Source organism: Brachybacterium hainanense, assembly GCF_042434575.1.
Lineage (GTDB): Bacteria > Actinomycetota > Actinomycetes > Actinomycetales > Dermabacteraceae > Brachybacterium > Brachybacterium hainanense.
Genome location: NZ_JBHLSV010000032.1, coordinates 18,744 through 37,110, shown reverse-complemented (window position 1 = coordinate 37,110; position 18,367 = coordinate 18,744). Strand labels below are relative to the sequence as shown.

16 protein-coding genes are annotated in these 18,367 nt (G+C 72.0%); 11 read left to right on the top strand and 5 right to left on the bottom strand.

The genetic code is table 11. The features are described from left to right. The coding region (locus tag ACFFF6_RS18310) for a C40 family peptidase (RefSeq protein ID WP_376982951.1) at window positions 1-1,036 on the top strand (1,036 nt) is incomplete at its 5' end. Window positions 1,037-1,065: 29 nt separating this feature from the next. Here the strand turns inward: ACFFF6_RS18310 and ACFFF6_RS18305 are convergent. After that, the gene (locus ACFFF6_RS18305) at window positions 1,066-1,884 is read right to left on the bottom strand and encodes a serine hydrolase (protein WP_376982949.1); all 819 of its coding nucleotides are present in this window, start codon (window positions 1,882-1,884) and stop codon (window positions 1,066-1,068) included. A 194-nt stretch (window positions 1,885-2,078) separates the two neighbouring features. On the opposite strand from ACFFF6_RS18305, the gene ACFFF6_RS18300 reads away from it, so the two are divergent. Further along, window positions 2,079-3,344 carry a prolyl oligopeptidase family serine peptidase gene (locus ACFFF6_RS18300; protein WP_376982948.1) on the top strand — a complete coding sequence of 422 codons (1,266 nt, stop codon included), beginning with the start codon at window positions 2,079-2,081 and terminating at the stop codon, window positions 3,342-3,344. Window positions 3,345-3,572: 228 nt separating this feature from the next. Continuing rightward, window positions 3,573-4,262, top strand: a complete 690-nt coding sequence (locus ACFFF6_RS18295) for a TetR/AcrR family transcriptional regulator (protein ID WP_376982947.1) — start codon at window positions 3,573-3,575, stop codon at window positions 4,260-4,262. An 84-nt stretch (window positions 4,263-4,346) separates the two neighbouring features. On the opposite strand, the gene ACFFF6_RS18290 is transcribed toward ACFFF6_RS18295, so the two are convergent. From ACFFF6_RS18290 to ACFFF6_RS18280, 3 genes are all read right to left on the bottom strand, one after another. Then, window positions 4,347-5,105 carry a triose-phosphate isomerase gene (locus ACFFF6_RS18290; protein WP_376982946.1) on the bottom strand — a complete coding sequence of 253 codons (759 nt, stop codon included), beginning with the start codon at window positions 5,103-5,105 and terminating at the stop codon, window positions 4,347-4,349. Between the two features lie 197 nt (window positions 5,106-5,302). Next, entirely contained in the window at window positions 5,303-5,761 is a 459-nt protein-coding gene (locus ACFFF6_RS18285) for a ribose-5-phosphate isomerase (RefSeq protein WP_376982945.1), read from the bottom strand. A 30-nt stretch (window positions 5,762-5,791) separates the two neighbouring features. Next, on the bottom strand, window positions 5,792-7,516 hold the full coding sequence (locus tag ACFFF6_RS18280) for a dihydroxyacetone kinase family protein (RefSeq protein WP_376982944.1): 1,725 nt from the start codon (window positions 7,514-7,516) through the stop codon (window positions 5,792-5,794). Between the two features lie 496 nt (window positions 7,517-8,012). On the opposite strand from ACFFF6_RS18280, the gene ACFFF6_RS18275 reads away from it, so the two are divergent. From ACFFF6_RS18275 to ACFFF6_RS18255, 5 genes are all read left to right on the top strand, one after another. Continuing rightward, the gene (locus tag ACFFF6_RS18275) at window positions 8,013-8,933 is read left to right on the top strand and encodes a sugar phosphate isomerase/epimerase family protein (RefSeq protein ID WP_376982943.1); all 921 of its coding nucleotides are present in this window, start codon (window positions 8,013-8,015) and stop codon (window positions 8,931-8,933) included. A gap of 38 nt (window positions 8,934-8,971) precedes the next feature. Then, window positions 8,972-9,754 carry an SDR family NAD(P)-dependent oxidoreductase gene (locus ACFFF6_RS18270; protein WP_376982942.1) on the top strand — a complete coding sequence of 261 codons (783 nt, stop codon included), beginning with the start codon at window positions 8,972-8,974 and terminating at the stop codon, window positions 9,752-9,754. 62 nt (window positions 9,755-9,816) lie between these two features. Next, window positions 9,817-11,160: an MFS transporter gene (locus ACFFF6_RS18265; protein WP_376982941.1), complete on the top strand. Its 1,344-nt coding sequence runs from the start codon at window positions 9,817-9,819 to the stop codon at window positions 11,158-11,160. Window positions 11,161-11,207: 47 nt separating this feature from the next. Then, the gene (locus tag ACFFF6_RS18260) at window positions 11,208-12,191 is read left to right on the top strand and encodes a 3-hydroxyacyl-CoA dehydrogenase family protein (RefSeq protein WP_376982939.1); all 984 of its coding nucleotides are present in this window, start codon (window positions 11,208-11,210) and stop codon (window positions 12,189-12,191) included. 115 nt (window positions 12,192-12,306) lie between these two features. After that, on the top strand, window positions 12,307-13,713 hold the full coding sequence (locus tag ACFFF6_RS18255) for a GntP family permease (protein ID WP_376982938.1): 1,407 nt from the start codon (window positions 12,307-12,309) through the stop codon (window positions 13,711-13,713). A gap of 315 nt (window positions 13,714-14,028) precedes the next feature. On the opposite strand, the gene ACFFF6_RS18250 is transcribed toward ACFFF6_RS18255, so the two are convergent. Then, window positions 14,029-14,418: a VOC family protein gene (locus ACFFF6_RS18250; RefSeq protein WP_376982936.1), complete on the bottom strand. Its 390-nt coding sequence runs from the start codon at window positions 14,416-14,418 to the stop codon at window positions 14,029-14,031. A gap of 194 nt (window positions 14,419-14,612) precedes the next feature. Between ACFFF6_RS18250 and ACFFF6_RS18245 the strand changes: the two genes are divergently transcribed. From ACFFF6_RS18245 to ACFFF6_RS18235, 3 genes are all read left to right on the top strand, one after another. Next, entirely contained in the window at window positions 14,613-15,356 is a 744-nt protein-coding gene (locus ACFFF6_RS18245; RefSeq protein WP_376982935.1) for a GntR family transcriptional regulator, read from the top strand. A gap of 317 nt (window positions 15,357-15,673) precedes the next feature. After that, the gene (locus ACFFF6_RS18240) at window positions 15,674-17,437 is read left to right on the top strand and encodes a GH39 family glycosyl hydrolase (protein WP_376982934.1); all 1,764 of its coding nucleotides are present in this window, start codon (window positions 15,674-15,676) and stop codon (window positions 17,435-17,437) included. Then, on the top strand, window positions 17,434-18,291 hold the full coding sequence (locus ACFFF6_RS18235) for an aldo/keto reductase (protein ID WP_376982933.1): 858 nt from the start codon (window positions 17,434-17,436) through the stop codon (window positions 18,289-18,291). The genes ACFFF6_RS18240 and ACFFF6_RS18235 overlap by 4 nt, the downstream gene beginning before the upstream one ends. The last annotated feature ends 76 nt before the right edge of the window (window positions 18,292-18,367 follow it).

The following is an 18,367-nucleotide window of genomic DNA, read 5'->3' as shown; positions in this document are numbered from 1 at the left end:
GGGGGCCGGTCCCGCCCTCGCCGCGCCGGGCTCGGGCGCCGCCGCGGCCGACGGGACCGCTCCGGAGGGAGGGCCCGTCCCCGGGGAGGGCCTCGCCCCCGGCGTGCACGCCCATGTCGCGGTGACCGCGGCGACGCTGTGGGTCGAGCCGCGCAGCGCCCGCTCCGGCATCGACGATCCCTCGCTCGCGAACCCCGTGGACCTCGACGCCTGGAACGCGAACATGCAGGACACGGAGGTGCGGCGCTGGCTGACCGGCGAGCTCGAGACCCAGGCCGTGCTGGGCAGCCCCGTGATCGTCGACGAGGTCGACGGCGACTGGGCCAGGGTCGTGGTCACCGCGCAGCCCACGCCGCGCGACCCCCGCGGCTATCCCGGATGGGTGCCGGTGCGTCAGCTGGTCGTCGACCCGCTCTTCGCCCAGGCCGCAGCATCGGCCCCGACGGCGACGGTCACCGCGCTGACCAGCATCCTCTCGCGCACACCCTCCGGAAGCCGGCCGCTGATCCCGGTCTCCTTCGACACGGTGCTCCCGGTCCTGGGACGCACCGGAGGATCGGTGCGGGTCGCCGTGCCCGGCGGCGGAGCCGCGCATCTGCCGAAGGCCGATGCGATCGTGCGGGGGCACGACGAGCAGCCGCCGCGACCGACCGCGGAGGACGTGATCGCGACCGGCGAGCGGTTCCTGGGGCTGCGCTATCTGTGGGCCGGGGTGAGCGCGTACGGCTTCGACTGCTCCGGGTACACGTACACGCTGCTGCGGCATCACGGCATCACGATCCACCGCGACGCCGGCGCGCAGATGCGCGACTCCGGGCTCGAGGAGGTCGCGCGAGAGGACCTGCGGCGCGGCGACCTGGTGTTCTTCGCGACCGAGCCCGGCGGCGACTCGATCCGGCACGTCGCCGTGTACCTCGGCGGGGACCTCATCATGCAGGCGCCGAACGCGGCGCGCAGCGTGGAGGTCATGTCGCTGACGGAGTATGACCCGGACGGCGAGTACGCGGGCGCCCGGCGCCTCCCGCTCGCCGGCTGAGCACCGCTCCCCCGGACGGCGCCCGCAGCTCAGCGGGCGAGCTCGGGGACCAGCTCCCGGACGAGGCGGCCGATGCACGCATCGGCCGCCTCCTGCCGCATCCCCGCGGTCATCACGGCGAGGAAGCGGACGTCGGCGGTATCGGGCTCGCCGAGGAAGGCGACGTCGTGCCGGTACCCGTCGACCCAGCCGGACTTCGATCCGACGTCGACCCCCTCGCGCAGGGCGGGGCCGATGATCCGGATCCGCTGGGCGCGCAGGGCGTGCCGCGCGAGCGCGCGCGAGGCGGGCGCGAGCGGAGCGGGGGCTCCCGGGCCGGAGGGGCCGGAGGCGCCGACGAGCACCCGCATCGTCAGGGCGAGGTCGCGGGCGCTGGTCTCGTTCGTCGCGCCCGCGGCGAGGGCGGCCGGGTCGCCGATCATGCGCTCCACCCGCGTGGATGCCAGCGCGAGCCGCTCGATCTCCCGCGCGACGGCGGGCAGTCCGAGCAGCGAGAGGACATGATCGGTGGCCTCGTTGCTCGAGCGGTCGATCATCCGCACGAGCAGCTCGCGCACCGCGATCGGCATCCCCTCCGCGGGATGGGTGGGGTCGAGGTGCTCCCCGCCGAGCGCGAACATGCTCCCGTCCGCGCCGAGGAAGCGCGAGGTCGCGGGCACAGGGCGGTCCAGGTCGAGCGTGCCCGCATCGGCCGCCCGCAGCGCCGCGAGCAGGACGTGGAGCTTGATGGTGCTGGCGGCGTAGAACGAGGCGTCCGGCCGGGCCGCGGAGAGCACGGTCCCGGTCGCGTCGAGCAGGCAGTGGGAGACGCGCTCCTCCCGCGGGGCCGGGGCGGTGGGCAGGTCCATGGGCCGACCCTAGCCCGGCCGCGGAGCGGGCGCGTCGGCAGCGGCGGGCGGGCGCCGCGGCCGGGGACCGCGGTCCTCCCAGCCACCCCTCAGGACGCATCTTGACGAAATGGGACGCGGCTCCTAATCTCCTCGGCAGTGACGCGCATCACCGAGCACGTCGCCCCTGGTGCACCCGGACAAAGGAGTTCCTCATGCGCACCTCCGTGCCCCGTCGTACCCTCCTGACCTCGACCGCCGTCGGCTCGGCCGTCGGCGCCGCAGCCCTGCTCGCCCCGACCGCCGCGCTCGCCGGGCCCGGCGGGGGCAGGCCCGCCGCCTCGGCCCGCTTCACCGTGAACGCCGAGGTCCTCGACGGCGGCGAGCAGGTCGTCTCCCTGACCCTCCGCTCGCAGGCCCTGCCCCCGGTCCGGAAGAGCTCGCTGAGCACCTCGACCTTCTCGGTCCACGTGCGCGCGGTCAACCCGCTGGACGGCGCGGTCGCCTACGAGCAGGACCGCACCGTCACCGATGCCCGCTTCGAGGGCGGCGGGATCGTCCTGGACCTCGAGCACGGCGAGGGCGTCGCCGGCGGCGGCACCCTGCTCTATACCCGCGGCCGCAACGTCCTGCTGGACCTCCAGTACACGATCACCCAGGACGAGCCCCTGCTGCACAACGGCAATTCCCGCGCCGTGGTCATCGAGTCCTTCGAACAGGGAGAGCTGTCCGACCCGGAGGTCGACGCCTTCAGCTACCACCAGGTCGACGGCGGCCTCAACTACCGCCTGTTCACGCCCTCGGGCGGCAGGGGCCGCAAGAAGGCGCTGGTCGTATGGCTGCACGGCGGGGGCGAGGGCGGTCTGATCACCCCGAGCCACAGCTACTACGACAACGAGGCCCCGCTGCGGGCCAACCGCGGAGCGCTGGGCTTCGCCACCGCCGAGGCGCAGGAGATCTTCGGCGGCGCCTACGTCGTGGCCCCGCAGGCGACGTCCGCGTGGATGCAGGACGGCGACGGCTTCGACCCGATGATCCAGGCGGTCATCGACGAGGTCGTCGCGAACGAGAGCATCGACGTGGACCGCATCCACGTCACCGGCTGCTCCAACGGCGGCTACATGTCCCTCAAGATGGTCGCCGAGCACCCCGGCGCCTTCGCCTCCCAGGTGCCGATCTGCGCCGCGGCGGACGTCACGGACCCCGGCAGCGGGATCCACATCTCCGAGGACGCCATGCGGGCCATGTCTGCGACGCCGACCTGGCTGGTCGCGGCGAGGACCGACACGACGATCGACCCGCTCGAGAACACCGTCGTGTTCCACGAGCTCATCGACGGCTCGATCATGAGCCTCTACGAGAACGTCGAGCGCGACGGCCACGAGTTCCCCGGGCACTGGTCCTGGATCTACGTCGCCCGCAACGATCCCCAGTTCGAGGGTGTGCACCTCTGGGAGTGGATGGCCGACCAGAGCCTCTGAGCCCCGACCGGCACCGGCTCCCCCGGGCTCGGCGGCGCGGCGGTATCATCGCCGCGCCCTCGACCCCGGGGCGGGCCCGGGGACGCGTCCGCGGAAGCATTCCACGGACCGGGGATGCGAGGCTCCCGCGCATCCCGCACCCGGCGCCTGCTGAACAGGGGCGCTGATCCGTGGCATGATCCCGGGACCGGCCCATCGGCCGCACGAGGCCCCGACCCGGAGCAGACCATGAGCATCACCGGAACGCCGCCCCCTCAGGATCCGCGCGGCACGGTCGTCCCCGCCGCTCCTCCCCGCCGACGGCCTGGTCGACCCCGCGGCCAGGACTCGGCCGTCGTCCGCGACGCCGCCGTGCGCGCCGCCGTCGACCTCATCGCCCGCGAGGGCTACCTGGCGACGTCGATGGCGCAGGTCGCCCAGACCGCGGGGATCTCCACCTCGGGCCTCGCCCATCATTTCCCCAGCAAACAGGCCCTGCTCGCGGCCGTCCTCCAGTACCGCGACGACACCGATCGCACGCCGGATCGGCCGATCGAGGACGAGCCCTGGTCCGGCTTCGAGCATCTGGTGCGTCTGGCCCGCGCGAACATGGGCCGCCGGCAGATGGTCCTGCTGTACGTCGCGATCACCGGCGAGGCGACCACCCCCGAGCATCCCGCCCACGCCTGGATGCTCGTCCACTTCCGCGACACCCTCGCGATGCTGCGCGACAGCCTGGAGCGGGACATCGCGCGGGGGATCGTGCGACCCGATGCCCCCGTCGAACGGATCTCCCGGGAGATGATCGCCCTCATGGACGGTCTGCAGCTGCAGTGGCTGCTGGATGCGGACCTCGACATGTCCGAGCTCCTCGCCGAGCATCTGGCCGGGCTCCGCTCCCGATGGGGCCTGCCCGCGGAGGGCGCGCACGAGGCATGACGCCCCGGGGGCCGTCCCGGGGTCCTCGCTCGCGCGAGGCCCTGCCCCTGGCCAAGCCCCCCCCGGGGGGCAGGGCGTCCGGGCTCAGCGCGCGGCGCGGGCGCCGATGCGCAGCAGCTCGAGATAGCCCTCGAGGTCCCAGGCGGTGCGGCCCACGAACAGGCCCGTCACGTGCTCGATACCCAGCAGGTCCTCGGCGTTGCCGAGATTCACGGAGCCGCCGTAGAGCAGACCCGCGGCCCGGTCGCCGTAGACGCGGCCCAGCTCTGCGAAGGGCTCGCGCAGCTCCGCGGTCGTCGCCGGGCGCCCCTTCTCGCCGATCGCCCAGATCGGCTCGTAGGCGATGACCACGCGGGCGAGCTCCCGCTCGGACAGGCCCTCGAGGGCCCCTGCGGCCTGCTCCAGGATGAAGGCGCTCGACCCTCCCGCCTCCTTGACCTGGGCGTCCTCGCCGATGCACAGCAGCGGGGTCAGGTCGTGGCGCAGGGCGGCCGCGACCTTGAGGCGGGTGGTCTCCACGGTCTCGCCGAAGTGCTCGCGCCGCTCGGAGTGGCCGATCTCGACGAGCTCAGCGCCCGCGTCCTTGGCCTGGGGCACGGAGACCTCGCCGGTCCAGGCCCCGGCGTCCTCCCAGTGCGCGTTCTGCACCCCCAGCAGCACGGGCGAGTCCTCGCCGAGGATCCCGCGGACCGTGGTGGTCGCGGTGAAGGAGGGGATGACGAAGGGCTGCACGCCGTCCGGTGCCGCGCCGTCCAGGGCCTCGACGAGGCCGCTCGTCCAGGCGCGGGCCTCGGCGAGGGTCTTGGTCATCTTCCAGCTGGTGCCGATCCAGAGCTCGGACATGGTGGGGCCTTTCGGGGGCGGGGATCGAGACGGGGAGGGCCGGGTGGCGAGGACGTCGGAGACGACGGCGGCGGTTCGCCGCGATGCACGGGACCAGCACGGGGGCTGAGCCGGAGTACGGCCTGCGTCCCCGCAGCGGTCCCGTGCATCGCAGACGGCCCGGGGAGCCGGCGGCGGGCCGGCTCGGCGCGGAGAGGTCAGTCGCCCTCGTAGGCGCAGATCGCGTCGACCTTCTCCGCGGAGGAGGAGGTCGGGTCGAACTCGAGGTCCAGCCACACCTTGACCAGCTCCTTGGCGAGCTCGAGGCCCACCACGCGCTCGCCCATGCACAGCACCTGCGCGTTGTTCGACAGCACCGAGCGCTGCACGGAGTACAGGTCGTGCGCGGTCACGGCGCGCACGCCCTTGACCTTGTTCGCGGCGATCGCGACGCCGAGGCCCGTGCCGCAGATGAGCAGCGCCCGGTCGGCCTCGCCCGCGGCGACCTTCTCGGCCGCGGCGACGGCGACGTTCGGGTACAGCTCCCCGTCCTCGCGGCCGGTCACGCCGACGTCCAGGACGGAGGCGACGCGCTCATCGGCCTCCAGGAGCGCCTTGAGCTCCTCCTTGTATCCGTAGCCTGCGTTGTCGCTTCCGACGACGATGTTCCACGTCATGATGTGCTCCTTCGGTAGAGGTGATGGGGGTCAGTCTGCGAGGTGCGCGCCCAGCTCGGCCATGAGGATCGAGAAGGAGATCGCGCCCGGGTCGGGAGTGCCGAGGCTCTTCTCGCCGAGCACGCGGGAGCGGCCCTTCTCCGCGGTGATCTGCGCCGTCGCGTCGGCGGCCTCGCGGGCGACGACGGCGGCCTCGACGATGCGGCGGGATGCCTCGGCGCCATCGGCCGGATCCTGCGCGCCGAGGGCGTCGAGGAAGGGGACGGCCGCGTCGATCATGGTCTTCTGGCCGACCTTCGCGCCGCCCAGCCGCTGGATCGCGTCGATGCCGGCCCGGATCGCCTCCAGGGTCTGCGCGGGGGTGCCGGCGGCGTCATCGCTGTGCACGCGGCCGGCGGCGGTCAGGGCCGCCCCCCAGAGGGCGCCGGAGGTGCCGCCCGCGGACTCGGCCCAGGCGTCACCCGCACGGACCAGGACGGTGCGGGCACCCGCGCCGCCCTCGATCGCGGCGCGGGCCGCGGCGGCCGCGCCCTTGGAGCCGTAGGCCATGCCCTGGCCGTGGTCGCCGTCGCCGGCGATCGCGTCGATCCGGCCCAGCTCGGCCTCCTCGCGGGCGCAGACGGACTCGAAGAGGTCCAGCACGGCGCCGATCTTCGCGGCATAGGTGCGCGACTCCTCGGTCGCCGCGGGGATCTCCGCGGCCTCAGCGGTCCAGAACGAGGTGCGGGGAGCGTCCTCGCGCGGGGGCATCGCGCCGCGGTGGAAGGCGGGGGTGTCCACGGGGGCGAGCCAGTGCTCCTCGAGCTCCTCGTCCAGGAAGACGAGGGTGAGGGAGGCTCCGGCCATGTCGAGGCTCGTGATGAACTCGCCGACCTCGGGGCGGACCGGCGTGATGCCGGCGCCTGCGAGGCGCTCGGCGACGCGTGCGTAGACGACGAACAGCTCCTCGTACTTGACCGTGCCCAGCCCGTTGAGGATGACGGCGGCGCGGCCCTGGTAGCCGCCCTCCGTGCGCTCGGGCTGCTCCGCGAGGATGCCGTCGACCAGGAGGTCCGCGATCTCGGAGGCGGTGCCGATGGGCTCGTCGCGCACGCCGGGCTCGCCGTGGATGCCCAGGCCCACGCCCATCTGGCCCTTCTCGACGTGGAACAGGGGCTCGGAGGCGCCCGGGAGGGTGCAGCCGTCGAAGGCGACGCCGAAGGAGCGGGTCGCGTCGTTGGCCTTCCAGGCGATGCGCTCGGCCTCGTCGATGTCCGCGCCGGCCTCGATGGCGGCGCCCGCGATCTTGAAGACCGGCAGGTCGCCGGCGATGCCGCGGCGGTCGCGATGGTTCTCGGGCGTGTTCGAGACGATGTCGTCGCTGACGCGGATGATGCGCACGTCCACGCCCTCGGCGCGCAGCTTCTCCGCCGCGACGCCGAAGTGGAGGACGTCGCCGGCGTAGTTGCCGAAGCCGAGGATCACGCCGCCGCCGTTCTCGGCGTTCTTCGCGACGGAGTAGACCTGCGAGGTCGAGGGGGAGGCGAAGATGTTGCCGCACGGCGCGCCGTGGCCCATGCCGGGACCGACCCAGCCGGCGAAGGCCGGGTAGTGGCCGGAGCCGCCGCCGATCACCAGAGCCACCTGGCCGGCGGGGGTCTGGGTCGACCGCACCACGCCGCCGTGCACGGCGGCCACATGCTGGGGGTGCGCCGCGACCAGCCCCGCGACGGCGTCGGCCGCGAAGTCGGACGGCGAGTTGAAGAGATACGTCATCGTGAATCCTCCGTGGGGAGCGTGCCGCGTGGCGGAGTCCGCACCGGCCATGTGCAGGGTCAGCGGCCGGGGCCGCCATGGACGGAACCGATCCTATAGGCAATGGGGCTCGCCGGGAAGGTCCGGTCCGGGATCGAGCGACCTCGATCCCACCCCCAGTGCATCACATCGGCCCCCGCGCCGCCCGGCCCGGCCTCCCGATCGGACGTCCTGTCCCGGCGCAGGAGGCGATCCGCTCGCGCGCCCCTCGCGCACGGACGTCCCGACAAGGCCGAATGCCGTTCCGGCCCTGAGGTCGCGAGGAGGGGGCGGAGGGCGGTCCCGGCCGTCCGGGCTCCGGATCCCCGTCGCGACCTCGGCATCCACCTCGGACCCTCCATCCCCCGGAGCGCCGCGCATCCCCCACGCCGCCGGGCGCTGTCGCGGCAAGCGCTTGACAGGAGCGGCTGCAGGGCATGATCCTATAGGAACCTGATCGTCCTCGAAGGAGACAATGATGCTCACCGCAGAGAACTGGCCCATCGCCGCGAACATGCTGTCCTTCGGGGCGACCGCTCCGGACGGCGGCCACATCAAGGACGCCCCCTCGACCGTCTGGGCCTCCCAGATGCGACAGGTCAAGGCCCTCGGGATCGACCAGATCGACCCCACCGACGCCTGGGTCCCGCTCGCCGCGCTCTCCGACTCCCGCATCGAGGAGTTCCGCTCCGTCCTGGACGGCGAGGGCCTGACGATCCCCTCGATCTCCATGACCCGCAACTCCGTCGTCGACGTCCGCCACGGCGAGAGGAACCTGGCCGATGCGCACCGGCTCATCGACCTCGCCCCCTCCTTCGGAGCGACCATCGTGAACACCGGCTTCATGCAGGCCGTCACCGAGAAGCAGGCCGCCGCGATCTGGTTCTGGCTCGAGGACGGCCACGTCGACGACCCGGCGCTGCGCGACCTCGCCATCGGGCGCGTCCGCGAGCTCGGCGACCACGCGAAGGAGAACGGGATCCAGGTCAGCCTCGAGATGTACGAGGACACCTACATCGGCACCCCCGACGACGCCGTCGCCTTCATCACGGACGTCGACCACGAGGCCGTGGGCCTGAACCCCGACCTCGGCAACCTCGTGCGCCTCCACCGTCCGATGGAGCATCCCACCGCGATGTACGAGAAGGTGCTCCCCCACGCGAACTTCTGGCACATCAAGAACTACACCCGCGACCTCGACCCGGCGACCGGCGCCTACAGCTCCGCCCCGATGCCGCTGAAGTACGGCTACATCAACTACCGGCAGGTCATCCTGCGCGCCCTCGAGCTCGGCTACACCGGACCGTTCTGCTGCGAGCACTACGGCTCCGACTCCCTCGGCGTCATCGCCGAGAACCGCGAGTACATCCGCCAGGTCCTGGCCTCGGCCGGGCTCTGATCCCCGCCCAGCACTCCACCCTGCGAAGGAGCAGCACCATGAGCACCCCGATCCCCGGCTTCCCCGAGAAGCGCACCGCCGTCGTCACCGGAGCCGGCGCCCCCCGCGGCATCGGCCGCCACGTCGCCCGCAAGCTCGCGGCCCACGGCTGGGACCTCGCGGTCCTGGACATCGATGCGGCCGCGGTGCAGGAGTTCGCCGCCGAGCTCGCGGCGGAGACCGGTCGCACCGTGGTCGGCATCGGCGTGGACATCTCCGACCAGTCCTCCGTCGAGGCGGCCTTCGCGCAGATCGACGCGCAGCTCCCACCGGTCATCGCCGAGGTCAACCTCGCCGGCATCGCGAGCCCGAAGTCGCTGTTCGAGCTCGACGACGCGAGCTTCACCCGCGTCATGGACGTCAACGCCAAGGGCACGCTGTTCATGATGCAGGCGGCCGCGAAGCGGATGATCGACGGCGGCCACGGCGGACGCATCGTCAACACCGCCTCCATCACCGCCTACGACGGCGGCGGCACCTTCTCCAAGATCGGCTACGCGGCCGCGAAGGCGGCGGTGCTGGGCCTGACCCGCGGCGGAGCCCGCGAGCTCGGCCGGCACGGCATCACCGTCAACTCGATCGTCCCCGGTCCCATCGACACCGACATCATGGGCGGGAAGCTCACCGACGAGCGCAAGGCCGGCATGTCCGCGGACATCCCGCTGCAGCGGGTCGGCCAGCCGCACGAGGTCGCCGGCCTCATCAACTTCCTGGTCAGCGAGGATGCGAGCTTCGTCAACGGGGACAGCGTCTTCGTCGACGGCGGCAAGCACATGGTCTGACCTCTCCCGGCGCGGGGACGGCCGACCGTCCCCGCGCCTCCGCAGCACCCCAGAAAGCGACGATGATGTCTTCCTCCGTCTCCTCCGAGACCCGTCCCGATCTCGGCCCCGAGGTCGAGTCCGCGACCCGCAAGGCCCGCCGACGCCTGCTCCCGTTCCTGATGCTGATGTTCGTCATCGCCTTCATCGACCGGACGAACATCGGATTCGCCGAGGAGTCCCTCGAGATCCACGCCGGGCTCTCCACGGCCGCCTACGCCTTCGGGGCAGGCCTGTTCTTCATCGGCTATGCCGTCTTCGAGGTCCCCTCGAACATGATCATGCACCGCGTCGGGGCCCGCTGGTGGATGGCCCGGATCATGGTCACCTGGGGTATCGTCGCCGCCGCGTTCATGTTCGTGAACGGGCCGACGATGTTCTACGTCCTCCGGTTCCTCCTGGGCGTGGCCGAGGCCGGATTCTTCCCCGGAGTCATCCTCTACCTCACCTACTGGTTCCCGCGTCGCAAGCGCGGCCAGGCGACCGCGCTATTCTACATGGGCCTGCCGATCGCCAACGTCGTCGGCGCCCCGCTGTCCGGCGCGCTCCTCGAGCTCGACGGCATCGCCGGGCTGCGCGGGGATCAGTGGATGTTCCTCGTCGAGGGCCTGCTCGCGATGGCCGTCGGCGTCATGGCCTTCTTCTACCTGACCGATCGCCCCGCCAGGGCCTCCTGGCTGAGCGCCGCGGAGCGCGACGCCCTGGAGGCGGCCCTCGCCGCCGAAGCGGAGACGAAGCAGCAGGTCGCCAAGCTGTCCTGGTGGAGGGCCCTGCTGAACGGGCGCGTCCTCTACTTCGCGCTCATCTACCTGACCATCCAGATCGCCGTGTACGGGCTGACCTTCTTCCTGCCCCGCCAGGTCTCCGGGATCGCCGGCCAGGAGGTCGGGTTCCTCGTCGGGCTCCTCGTCGCGATCCCGTGGCTCTGCGCGCTCATCGCGAACGCCTTCGTCGGCCGCTACGCCGACCGCACCGCCCGCTACCGGGTCACCGCGACCGCGATGCTCTGCGTCTCCGGCGTGGGCCTGGCCGCGAGCGCCTTCCTGAGCCAGCCGCTGCTGGCGATGATCGCCCTGTGCCTGGGGGCGATCGGCTTCGTCTCCGCGCAGCCGATCTTCTGGAACATTCCCACCTCGTACCTGTCCGGCATGGCCCTGGCCAGCGGCATCGGTCTCATCAACGGGCTCGGCAACCTGGGCGGCTTCGTCGCCCCCAACCTGCGCGTCTGGGTCGTGGGTGCCTTCGGCACGGAAGCCGCCGGGCTGGTCATGCTGGCCCTGGCGCCGTTCCTCGGCGCGCTGCTGATCGCCGGTACCCGCTTCTTCGAACGGCGGGACCGCGAGGTCCTCTCCACGACCACCACCTGATACCCCGTCCGCCCCAGCAGTCGTCCACCCTCTCGAAAGGAACTCCCATGGGAACCCCCATCACCTCCATCCAGACCGTCACCGTCGTCGGCGCCGGGTACATGGGCGGCGGCATCGCCCAGGTCCTCGCGGCCGCCGGCCTGCCCGTCCAGATCGCCGACGTGAGCGTCGAAGCGGCCGATGCCGCGCTCGAGCGCATCATCGGCGAGGCCCGCGCCTCCGAGGAGCAGGGCCTCGTCCCCGCCGGCACCGCCGACGCGGTCATCGCGAACCTCTCCGCCGGGAAGACCATCGAGGATGCCGTCGCCGAGGCGGACTTCATCGAGGAGGCGGTCTTCGAGCTGCCGCAGGTCAAGCAGGAGGTGCTGGGCCGCATCAGCGCGGCCGCGCGCCCCGAGGCGATCATCGGCACCAACACCTCGACGATCCCCGTACACGTCCTCGCCCCTGCGGTCTCGCACCCGGAGCGCTTCCTCACGGTCCACTTCTCCAACCCGATGCCCTTCATCCCGGGCGTCGAGCTGGTCGCCGGCGAGGCCACCGAGCAGTCCGCGATCGACGCGATCAAGGACCTCCTCGCCCGCGCCGACTGCGAGGGTGCCCAGGTCGCCGACACCCCCGGCATGGTCCTGAACCGTCTCCAGTACGTGCTGCTCAAGGAGGCCACCTCGATCGTCGAGGAGGGCGTGGCGACGGTCGAGGACGTCGACACCATCGTCCGCACCACCTTCGGCTTCCGCCTGGGCTTCTTCGGTCCCTTCGCGATCGCCGACCAGGCGGGCCTGGACGTGTACGCCAACTCCTTCAAGACCTTCGAGGCCGCCTACGGCGAGCGCCTCGCGACCCCGAAGCTGCTGCAGGACGCGGCCGATGCCGACCGCAAGGGCCTCAAGAACGGCAAGGGCCTCGTCGAGGACTACGACGACGAGACCAAGGCGGAGCTGATCGCCTACCGCAACAAGGCCTACGCGAAGATGCGCGAGCTGCTGCGCGAGCTGGGCCCCGCCCCGCGCGGAGCGAAGCTCTCCTGATTCGCTGCGCCGCGCGCGCATCGGACTCCTGAAGCATCCGCCCGGCGGGCTCCGGCCCGCCGGGCGCTGACCCTGTCCGCAGATCCATCCGCACGGAACCGGAGCCGTCTCCCTCATGGACCCCATCGTTCTCGCCGAGCGTCCCACGGCGCTGCTGATCGCCATCGCCGTGGTGGCGATCGCAGCGCTGCTGCTGCTCATCATCAAAGCGAAGATGCACGCCTTCTTCGCGCTCATCATCGTCTCCGTCGCGACGGCGCTGGCCGCCGGGATCGGTGTCGCCGACACCGTCGACGTCATCATCGGCGGCTTCTCCAAGACCGTCGGGACGGTCGCGCTGCTGGTCGGCTTCGGCGCCGTGCTGGGCCGCCTGGTGGAGGTCTCCGGCGGCGCCCAGGTGCTCGCCGACAAGATGCTCGACACCTTCGGGGAGCGGAAGGCGCCGCTCGCGCTGGGCGTCGCCTCGATGTTCTACGCGTTCCCGATCTTCCTGGACGCCGGATTCATCGTCATGCTGCCGATCATCTACACGGTCGCGCGGCGTCTGCGCGGCTCGTTCATGCTGTACGTGCTGCCCTCGATCGGCGCCTTCCTGACGATGCATGCCCTCACCCCGCCCCACCCCGGCCCCACGGCCGCGGCGACCGTGATGGGGGCCGACGTCGGCGTCGTCACCATCGTCGCGATCCTCATCGCGATCCCGACGTTCTACCTCGCCGGCTACCGGCTCTCGCTGATCATCGCCCGGCGCTACCTGGACATGCCGGTGCCGTCCCTGCTGGGCGATCCGGCCGACGTCCCCGCCGAGCAGCGTCCGGCCTTCGCCACCGTGATCCTCACCCTGCTGCTGCCGCTCGTGCTGATCTGCTTCAACACCGTGCTCTCGACCATGGAGGCGGGCGGCTCGATCAGCTCCGACAACATCCTCTACGAGCTGTCGCGCCTGGTGGGCACGACGTCCATGGCGCTCATGCTCTCCGCGCTCGTGGCGATGCTGGCGCTGTTCATCCTGCCGCAGCGCCGCCAGGGGCGCACCATCGGCGATGCCCTGTCCTCCCTCGTGGACGACGCCCTCGCCCCCGTCTGCTCGATCATCCTCATCACCGGCGCGGGCGGTGCCTTCGGCGCCGTCCTCACCACGACGGGGATCGGCGACATCGTCGCCGGCGGGCTCGACGCGATCGGGCTGCCGGTGATCGTCGCGGCCTTCCTCGTCGCGACCGCCTTCCGCATCGCGCAGGGCTCGGCGACGGTCGCCGCCACGACCGCGGGGTCGATCATGGCCCCGGCCGTGATGGCCATGGACCTGAACCCGGTCGCGATCGCCGCGATCGTCGTCGCCGTGGGCGCCGGCTCGATCGGCTTCTCCCACGTCAACGACTCGGGCTTCTGGCTGATCGGCCGCTTCTGCGGCTTCGACACGGCCACCACGCTGAAGACCTGGTCGGTGGTCTCGACCGCGATCGCGCTGGTCGCCTTCGTGTGCGCGAGCCTCGTCTACGTGGTCGCCTCGGCGCTCTGACGATCCCCGCCGCGGCGCGGGATCCCGACGAACGGGCGGCCTGAGCGACGCAGCCCCTCCTGCAGGAGGGTGCGCGCCGCTCAGGCCGCCCGTTCCGATCGTCCGCCGGGGTCCCGGCCGCCCGCCGAGGTTCCGGCGGTCCGCCGGGGCACGGGCCGGAGTCGAGGCCGCATGCTCGTCTGCCCGTGCAGGGAGCAGAGCCGGACTGGTCTGGATCGACGACGGGCACAGGCGCCGCGGGCGGCGGCCTCTGCCACAGGGGCGGGCAGCGGCTGGGGGCGCCTCGCAGGGAGGACTTCCGAGCCGATGCAGCGCTCAGCAGAGGCAGAACGGATGCCCGTCCGGGTCGATCATCACGCGCACGTCCGCCTGCGGCTGCTCGACGGCGAGCACGGCCCCGACGGACTGCGCCCATTCCACGGCCGCGTCAAGATCCTCGACGCCGATGTCCAGGTGCATGACCGCGCTCGGCTCGCCGGGCCGGCTGGGCCAGGCGGGACGCGCGTACTCGTGGTCCTCCTCGATGTTGATGGTCATCCCGTCCTCCCCCGCAGGAGGCCGCAGCTGGAACCATCCGCCGTCGGGACCGGAGTCGACGATCGGCCATCCCAGCAGGTCGCGGTAGAAGGTCGCGAGCTTCTCCGCCCGCTCGGGCGCCGAGGCGATCGTCACCGATCCGGGGTGCATCCGCGGTCTCTGCATCATCGTGTGCTCCTCTCGGATGAGGACGCTCACGGTAGCAGGCGGGGCAGACCGCGCCCCCGCGCCCCCGCGCCGATCGCGCGATCGCTCGGGGCCCGCCCGTCCGTGCCTCACCAGCCGGACCTCCTGGGCCGAACGCATGCGCCACTACACTCGTCCCAGACCACCCCCGCCCGACCCCGCGAAGGAGGAGGCCCATGTCGACGTCGCAGCTCCTCAGCGGGATGTCCGCGCCCCCGGCCCTGTCGACCCTGATCGCCGACCGCCTGCGGGAGATGATCACGAGCGGCGGCATCGCTCCGGGAGAGCGGCTCAAGGAGGTCGAGCTCGCGGACTCGATGGATGTCAGCCGCGGGCCGGTCCGCGAGGCGATCTCGCTGCTCACCCTCGAGGGTCTCGTCGAGACGCAGCGGCATCGCGGCGCGCGCGTGATCACCCTCGACTACGCCGACATCGAGGAGATCTACTCGCTCCGCCTGGCGATCGAACGCCTGGCGATGCAGCGCTGCGCCGAACGGATCGACGCCGCCGTCCTCGCGAGGATGGACGACGTGATCTCCCGGATGCGGAGCCTTCCGCCGACCAGCACGGGGGATGAGCACGTGCGGCTCGACCTCGAGTTCCACGACCTCGTCTACGACGCGGCGGACCACTCCCGTCTCCATCGCACCTGGCACATGCTGCGCAGCCAGGTCGCCATGTTCCTCACGGCCCGCACCGACCGCTCCGAGTTCCGCTCGAAGCTGCACGAAGAGCACCAGGAGATGCGCGACATCCTCGCGACCGGGGACGCCGCCGCGGCCCAGCAGGCGATCGAGAAGCACATCGGATGGACGTTGCGCCAGATCCGGAAGATGCGGGCCGCCCAGAGCATCCCGATCGCGCCCGGGGAGTCGGGGCCGCTCTCCGGTCCCGGGCCCGAGGGCAAGACCGGGCTCTGACCCTCCCGCGCGACGGGCCCCGGCTCCCCTCCCCGCCACCGGAGGGTGCCCCGCCTCCTCGCAGATCGTGTCGCTCCTGCCTCCGCCAGACCTTCGTCCTCCAAGATTGTTGACAATCTGCAATTGGCCTCCTAGGCTCGGACCAGACCGGCGACGACGCCGGCATCCCGACCGACAGCACCGGTCGATCCGACCAGGCGTCCACCACCCCCGGACTCCGAGCGCTCGCCCTCCCCTCGCTCCCGGGCCCCACCGCCCGACACATCCCTCCCGTCCTGCACGGCATCCGTGCACGCCACGAAAGGCAGTGACAGCGCGTGTCCACGACCACCACCAGCACCCCGGCGCCTCCCGCGGACCAAGCGGACACCGGCTCGGCGAGCCTCACCAGCTCGCGCGCCTTCCCGCAGAGCGCCCCGCACGACCCGAGCGCCCCGCACGTCGAATCCGCCCGCGTCGAGATCGATGCGGCAGGAGACGCCGGCGCCCTCACACGGCTGTGGGAGAGCATCGGCTACGACGAGATCAACTGGACGTACACCCCCACAGGCCGGCACCTGCTGAACACCTTCGGCGAGCTCACCGACACCGGCTACCACGTGCGCCCCCACTACGCCCTGTGCTCCGGGACCGGCTTCGGCATCCCCCATTGGGGCAGCGGCAACGTCTACCACGAGGACGCGGACGGGAACCCGTTCTACGACTTCACGATCGTGGACCAGGCCTACGACGCGATCGTCGAGGCCGGGCACCACGTGCTCGTCGAGATCGGCTTCACCCCGCGCGATCTGCTCCCGCCGGAGGCGCAGGAGCTGACCGTCGTCTCGAGCCCGACCGCCTACTCCGCCTACGAGGCCGGCCAGTGGGGCTATCCGCCCCGGGACTACGACCGCTGGCGGGACCTCGTCGCCGCGCTCGCCGCGCACTGCCTCGAGCGCTACGGGGCGAAGGAGGTCGACACCTGGCTGTGGGAGCTGTGGAACGAGCCCGACATCTTCTACTGGCGCGGCACCCCGCAGCAGTTCCATGAGCTGTATGCGGCGACCGTCGCCGGCGTGCGCAGCGTCCTGCCCGCCGCGAAGGTCGGCGGCCCCGCCGTGACCGGCGGCGGCGCCGACTTCCTCCACGGATTCCTCGCCTACGCAGACCAGGAGAGGCTGCCGCTGGACTTCGTCTCCTTCCACACCAAGGGGTCCGCCTTCACGCCCTGGCGCGTCTACGGCCCCACCGGCGGCGACGCCCCGGAGAAGCAGAACCCCTCGACGCACAAGATGCTCCACGAGATCCGGTCGATGCTGCGGGTCATGGCGCAGTTCCCCGCCTACGCGCAGCTGCCGGCGATCATCGACGAATGCGATGCGGGCGTGCCGGCCCACTTCTCCGTCTACGACAATGCGAACTTCCGCTTCCAGAACACCGAGTACTACCCGGTGTTCCAGGTCAAGCTCATGAAGAAGATCCTCGACCTGTCCGCCGCCGAGCACGCGAACGTCCAGCAGGCGACCTCCTGGAGCTTCTACTTCGAGGGCGAGCGGTTCTTCGAGGGCACCCGCGCCTTCCTCACCGCCGACCGGATCGAGAAGCCGCTGCTGAACGCGTACCGGCTCCTGGCCGAGCTGGGCACGACCCGCCTGCCCGCACGCAGCGATGCCGCGCACGGGGTCGAGCTGCTGGACCAGGCGGAGGGACGCTCCATGCCGGAGGAGGTCGACGTGCTCGCCTCCCGCGGCTCCGACGGCCGGATCGCCGCCGCGATCTGGCGGCACACCGACGACCAGCACCGGACGGCCGAGTCGCCGACCCCTGTCACCGTCGCGCTCGAGGGGCTTCCCCGGGGCGCCTACCGCCTCTCCCATCGGCGGATCGACGCCGACCATTCCAACAGCCACACGCTCTGGCAGGCGCTCGGCTCCCCACAGGTCCCCTCCCCTGAGCAGCTCGCGCAGATCCACGCCCGCGAGGGTCTGGAGGATCTCGAGCCGCAGCGGGAGCTGCAGGTCGGCGCGGACGGCGCGCTCGAGCTGCGCCTCGAGCTCCCCCTGCCCTCGGTGTCGCTGCTCGTCCTGGAGCCGGTCCGATGAGCGCCGTCCCCGTCGCCCCGCTCACCGTCCGTGTGCCGATCGCGGAGGGGGTCGAGATCCCGCAGCTGGGGCTCGGCGTGTTCCAGATCGTGCCCGACCAGGTCCAGCCCGTCGTCGAGCAGGCGCTGGCGACCGGCTACCGTCATGTCGACACCGCGGCGGCGTACAACAACGAGGCCGGCGTCGGTGCCGCGCTGCGGGCATCGGGACTTCCTCGCGACGAGGTGTTCGTGACCTCGAAGCTGCGCAACGGCGAGCAGGGATACGACAGCGCCCTGCGCGCCCATGCCGACTCCCTCGAGCGGCTGGGCCTGGACCGCCTGGATCTGTTCCTGATCCACTGGCCCAACCCGTCCGCCGGGCTCTGGCAGGAGACGTGGAGAGCCTTCGAGCGGCTCCATGAGGAAGGCTCCGTCCGCGCGATCGGCGTCTCGAACTTCCTTCCCGAGCACCTGCGCGAGCTCGCCGCGACAGCGCACGTCCTGCCGGCCGTGAACCAGGTCGAGCTGCACCCCACGCACCGGCGCGCGGAGCTGGCCGCCCTCCAGCGGGAGCTCGGGATCACGATCGAGGCGTACTCGCCGCTCGGCCAGGGTGCCGACCTCGCGATCCCGGCCGTCGAGGACGTCGCCCGCGCCCGCGGTGCGACCCCCGCCCAGGTGGTGCTGCGCTGGCATGTCCAGCACGGGCATGTCGTGATCCCCAAGACCACCTCCCCCGCTCGCCTCGTCGAGAACCTCGACGTGGACGGCTTCGCCCTGGACGCGACGGAGATGGCACGGCTGGACGCGCTCGATGCGGGCAACCGCATCGGCGGGGACCCCGCGACCTTCTCCATCAGCCAGATCCGCTGAGGCGCCCGCCCCAGCCCGGGGGCGCGCGGTCGGCACGGCCGGCCGCGCCCCCCCCTGACCCCGGCCTCATCCCAGC

What these genes read in the sequence shown, in the direction of transcription:
- ACFFF6_RS18305 (WP_376982949.1), bottom strand. Translation starts at nt 1,884, where the DNA reads ATGGACCTGCCCACCGCCCCGGCCCCGCGGGAGGAGCGCGTCTCCCAC.
- ACFFF6_RS18300 (WP_376982948.1), top strand. Translation starts at nt 2,079, where the DNA reads ATGCGCACCTCCGTGCCCCGTCGTACCCTCCTGACCTCGACCGCCGTC.
- ACFFF6_RS18295 (WP_376982947.1), top strand. Translation starts at nt 3,573, where the DNA reads ATGAGCATCACCGGAACGCCGCCCCCTCAGGATCCGCGCGGCACGGTC.
- ACFFF6_RS18290 (WP_376982946.1), bottom strand. Translation starts at nt 5,105, where the DNA reads ATGTCCGAGCTCTGGATCGGCACCAGCTGGAAGATGACCAAGACCCTC.
- ACFFF6_RS18285 (WP_376982945.1), bottom strand. Translation starts at nt 5,761, where the DNA reads ATGACGTGGAACATCGTCGTCGGAAGCGACAACGCAGGCTACGGATAC.
- ACFFF6_RS18280 (WP_376982944.1), bottom strand. Translation starts at nt 7,516, where the DNA reads ATGACGTATCTCTTCAACTCGCCGTCCGACTTCGCGGCCGACGCCGTC.
- ACFFF6_RS18275 (WP_376982943.1), top strand. Translation starts at nt 8,013, where the DNA reads ATGCTCACCGCAGAGAACTGGCCCATCGCCGCGAACATGCTGTCCTTC.
- ACFFF6_RS18270 (WP_376982942.1), top strand. Translation starts at nt 8,972, where the DNA reads ATGAGCACCCCGATCCCCGGCTTCCCCGAGAAGCGCACCGCCGTCGTC.
- ACFFF6_RS18265 (WP_376982941.1), top strand. Translation starts at nt 9,817, where the DNA reads ATGATGTCTTCCTCCGTCTCCTCCGAGACCCGTCCCGATCTCGGCCCC.
- ACFFF6_RS18260 (WP_376982939.1), top strand. Translation starts at nt 11,208, where the DNA reads ATGGGAACCCCCATCACCTCCATCCAGACCGTCACCGTCGTCGGCGCC.
- ACFFF6_RS18255 (WP_376982938.1), top strand. Translation starts at nt 12,307, where the DNA reads ATGGACCCCATCGTTCTCGCCGAGCGTCCCACGGCGCTGCTGATCGCC.
- ACFFF6_RS18250 (WP_376982936.1), bottom strand. Translation starts at nt 14,418, where the DNA reads ATGATGCAGAGACCGCGGATGCACCCCGGATCGGTGACGATCGCCTCG.
- ACFFF6_RS18245 (WP_376982935.1), top strand. Translation starts at nt 14,613, where the DNA reads ATGTCGACGTCGCAGCTCCTCAGCGGGATGTCCGCGCCCCCGGCCCTG.
- ACFFF6_RS18235 (WP_376982933.1), top strand. Translation starts at nt 17,434, where the DNA reads ATGAGCGCCGTCCCCGTCGCCCCGCTCACCGTCCGTGTGCCGATCGCG.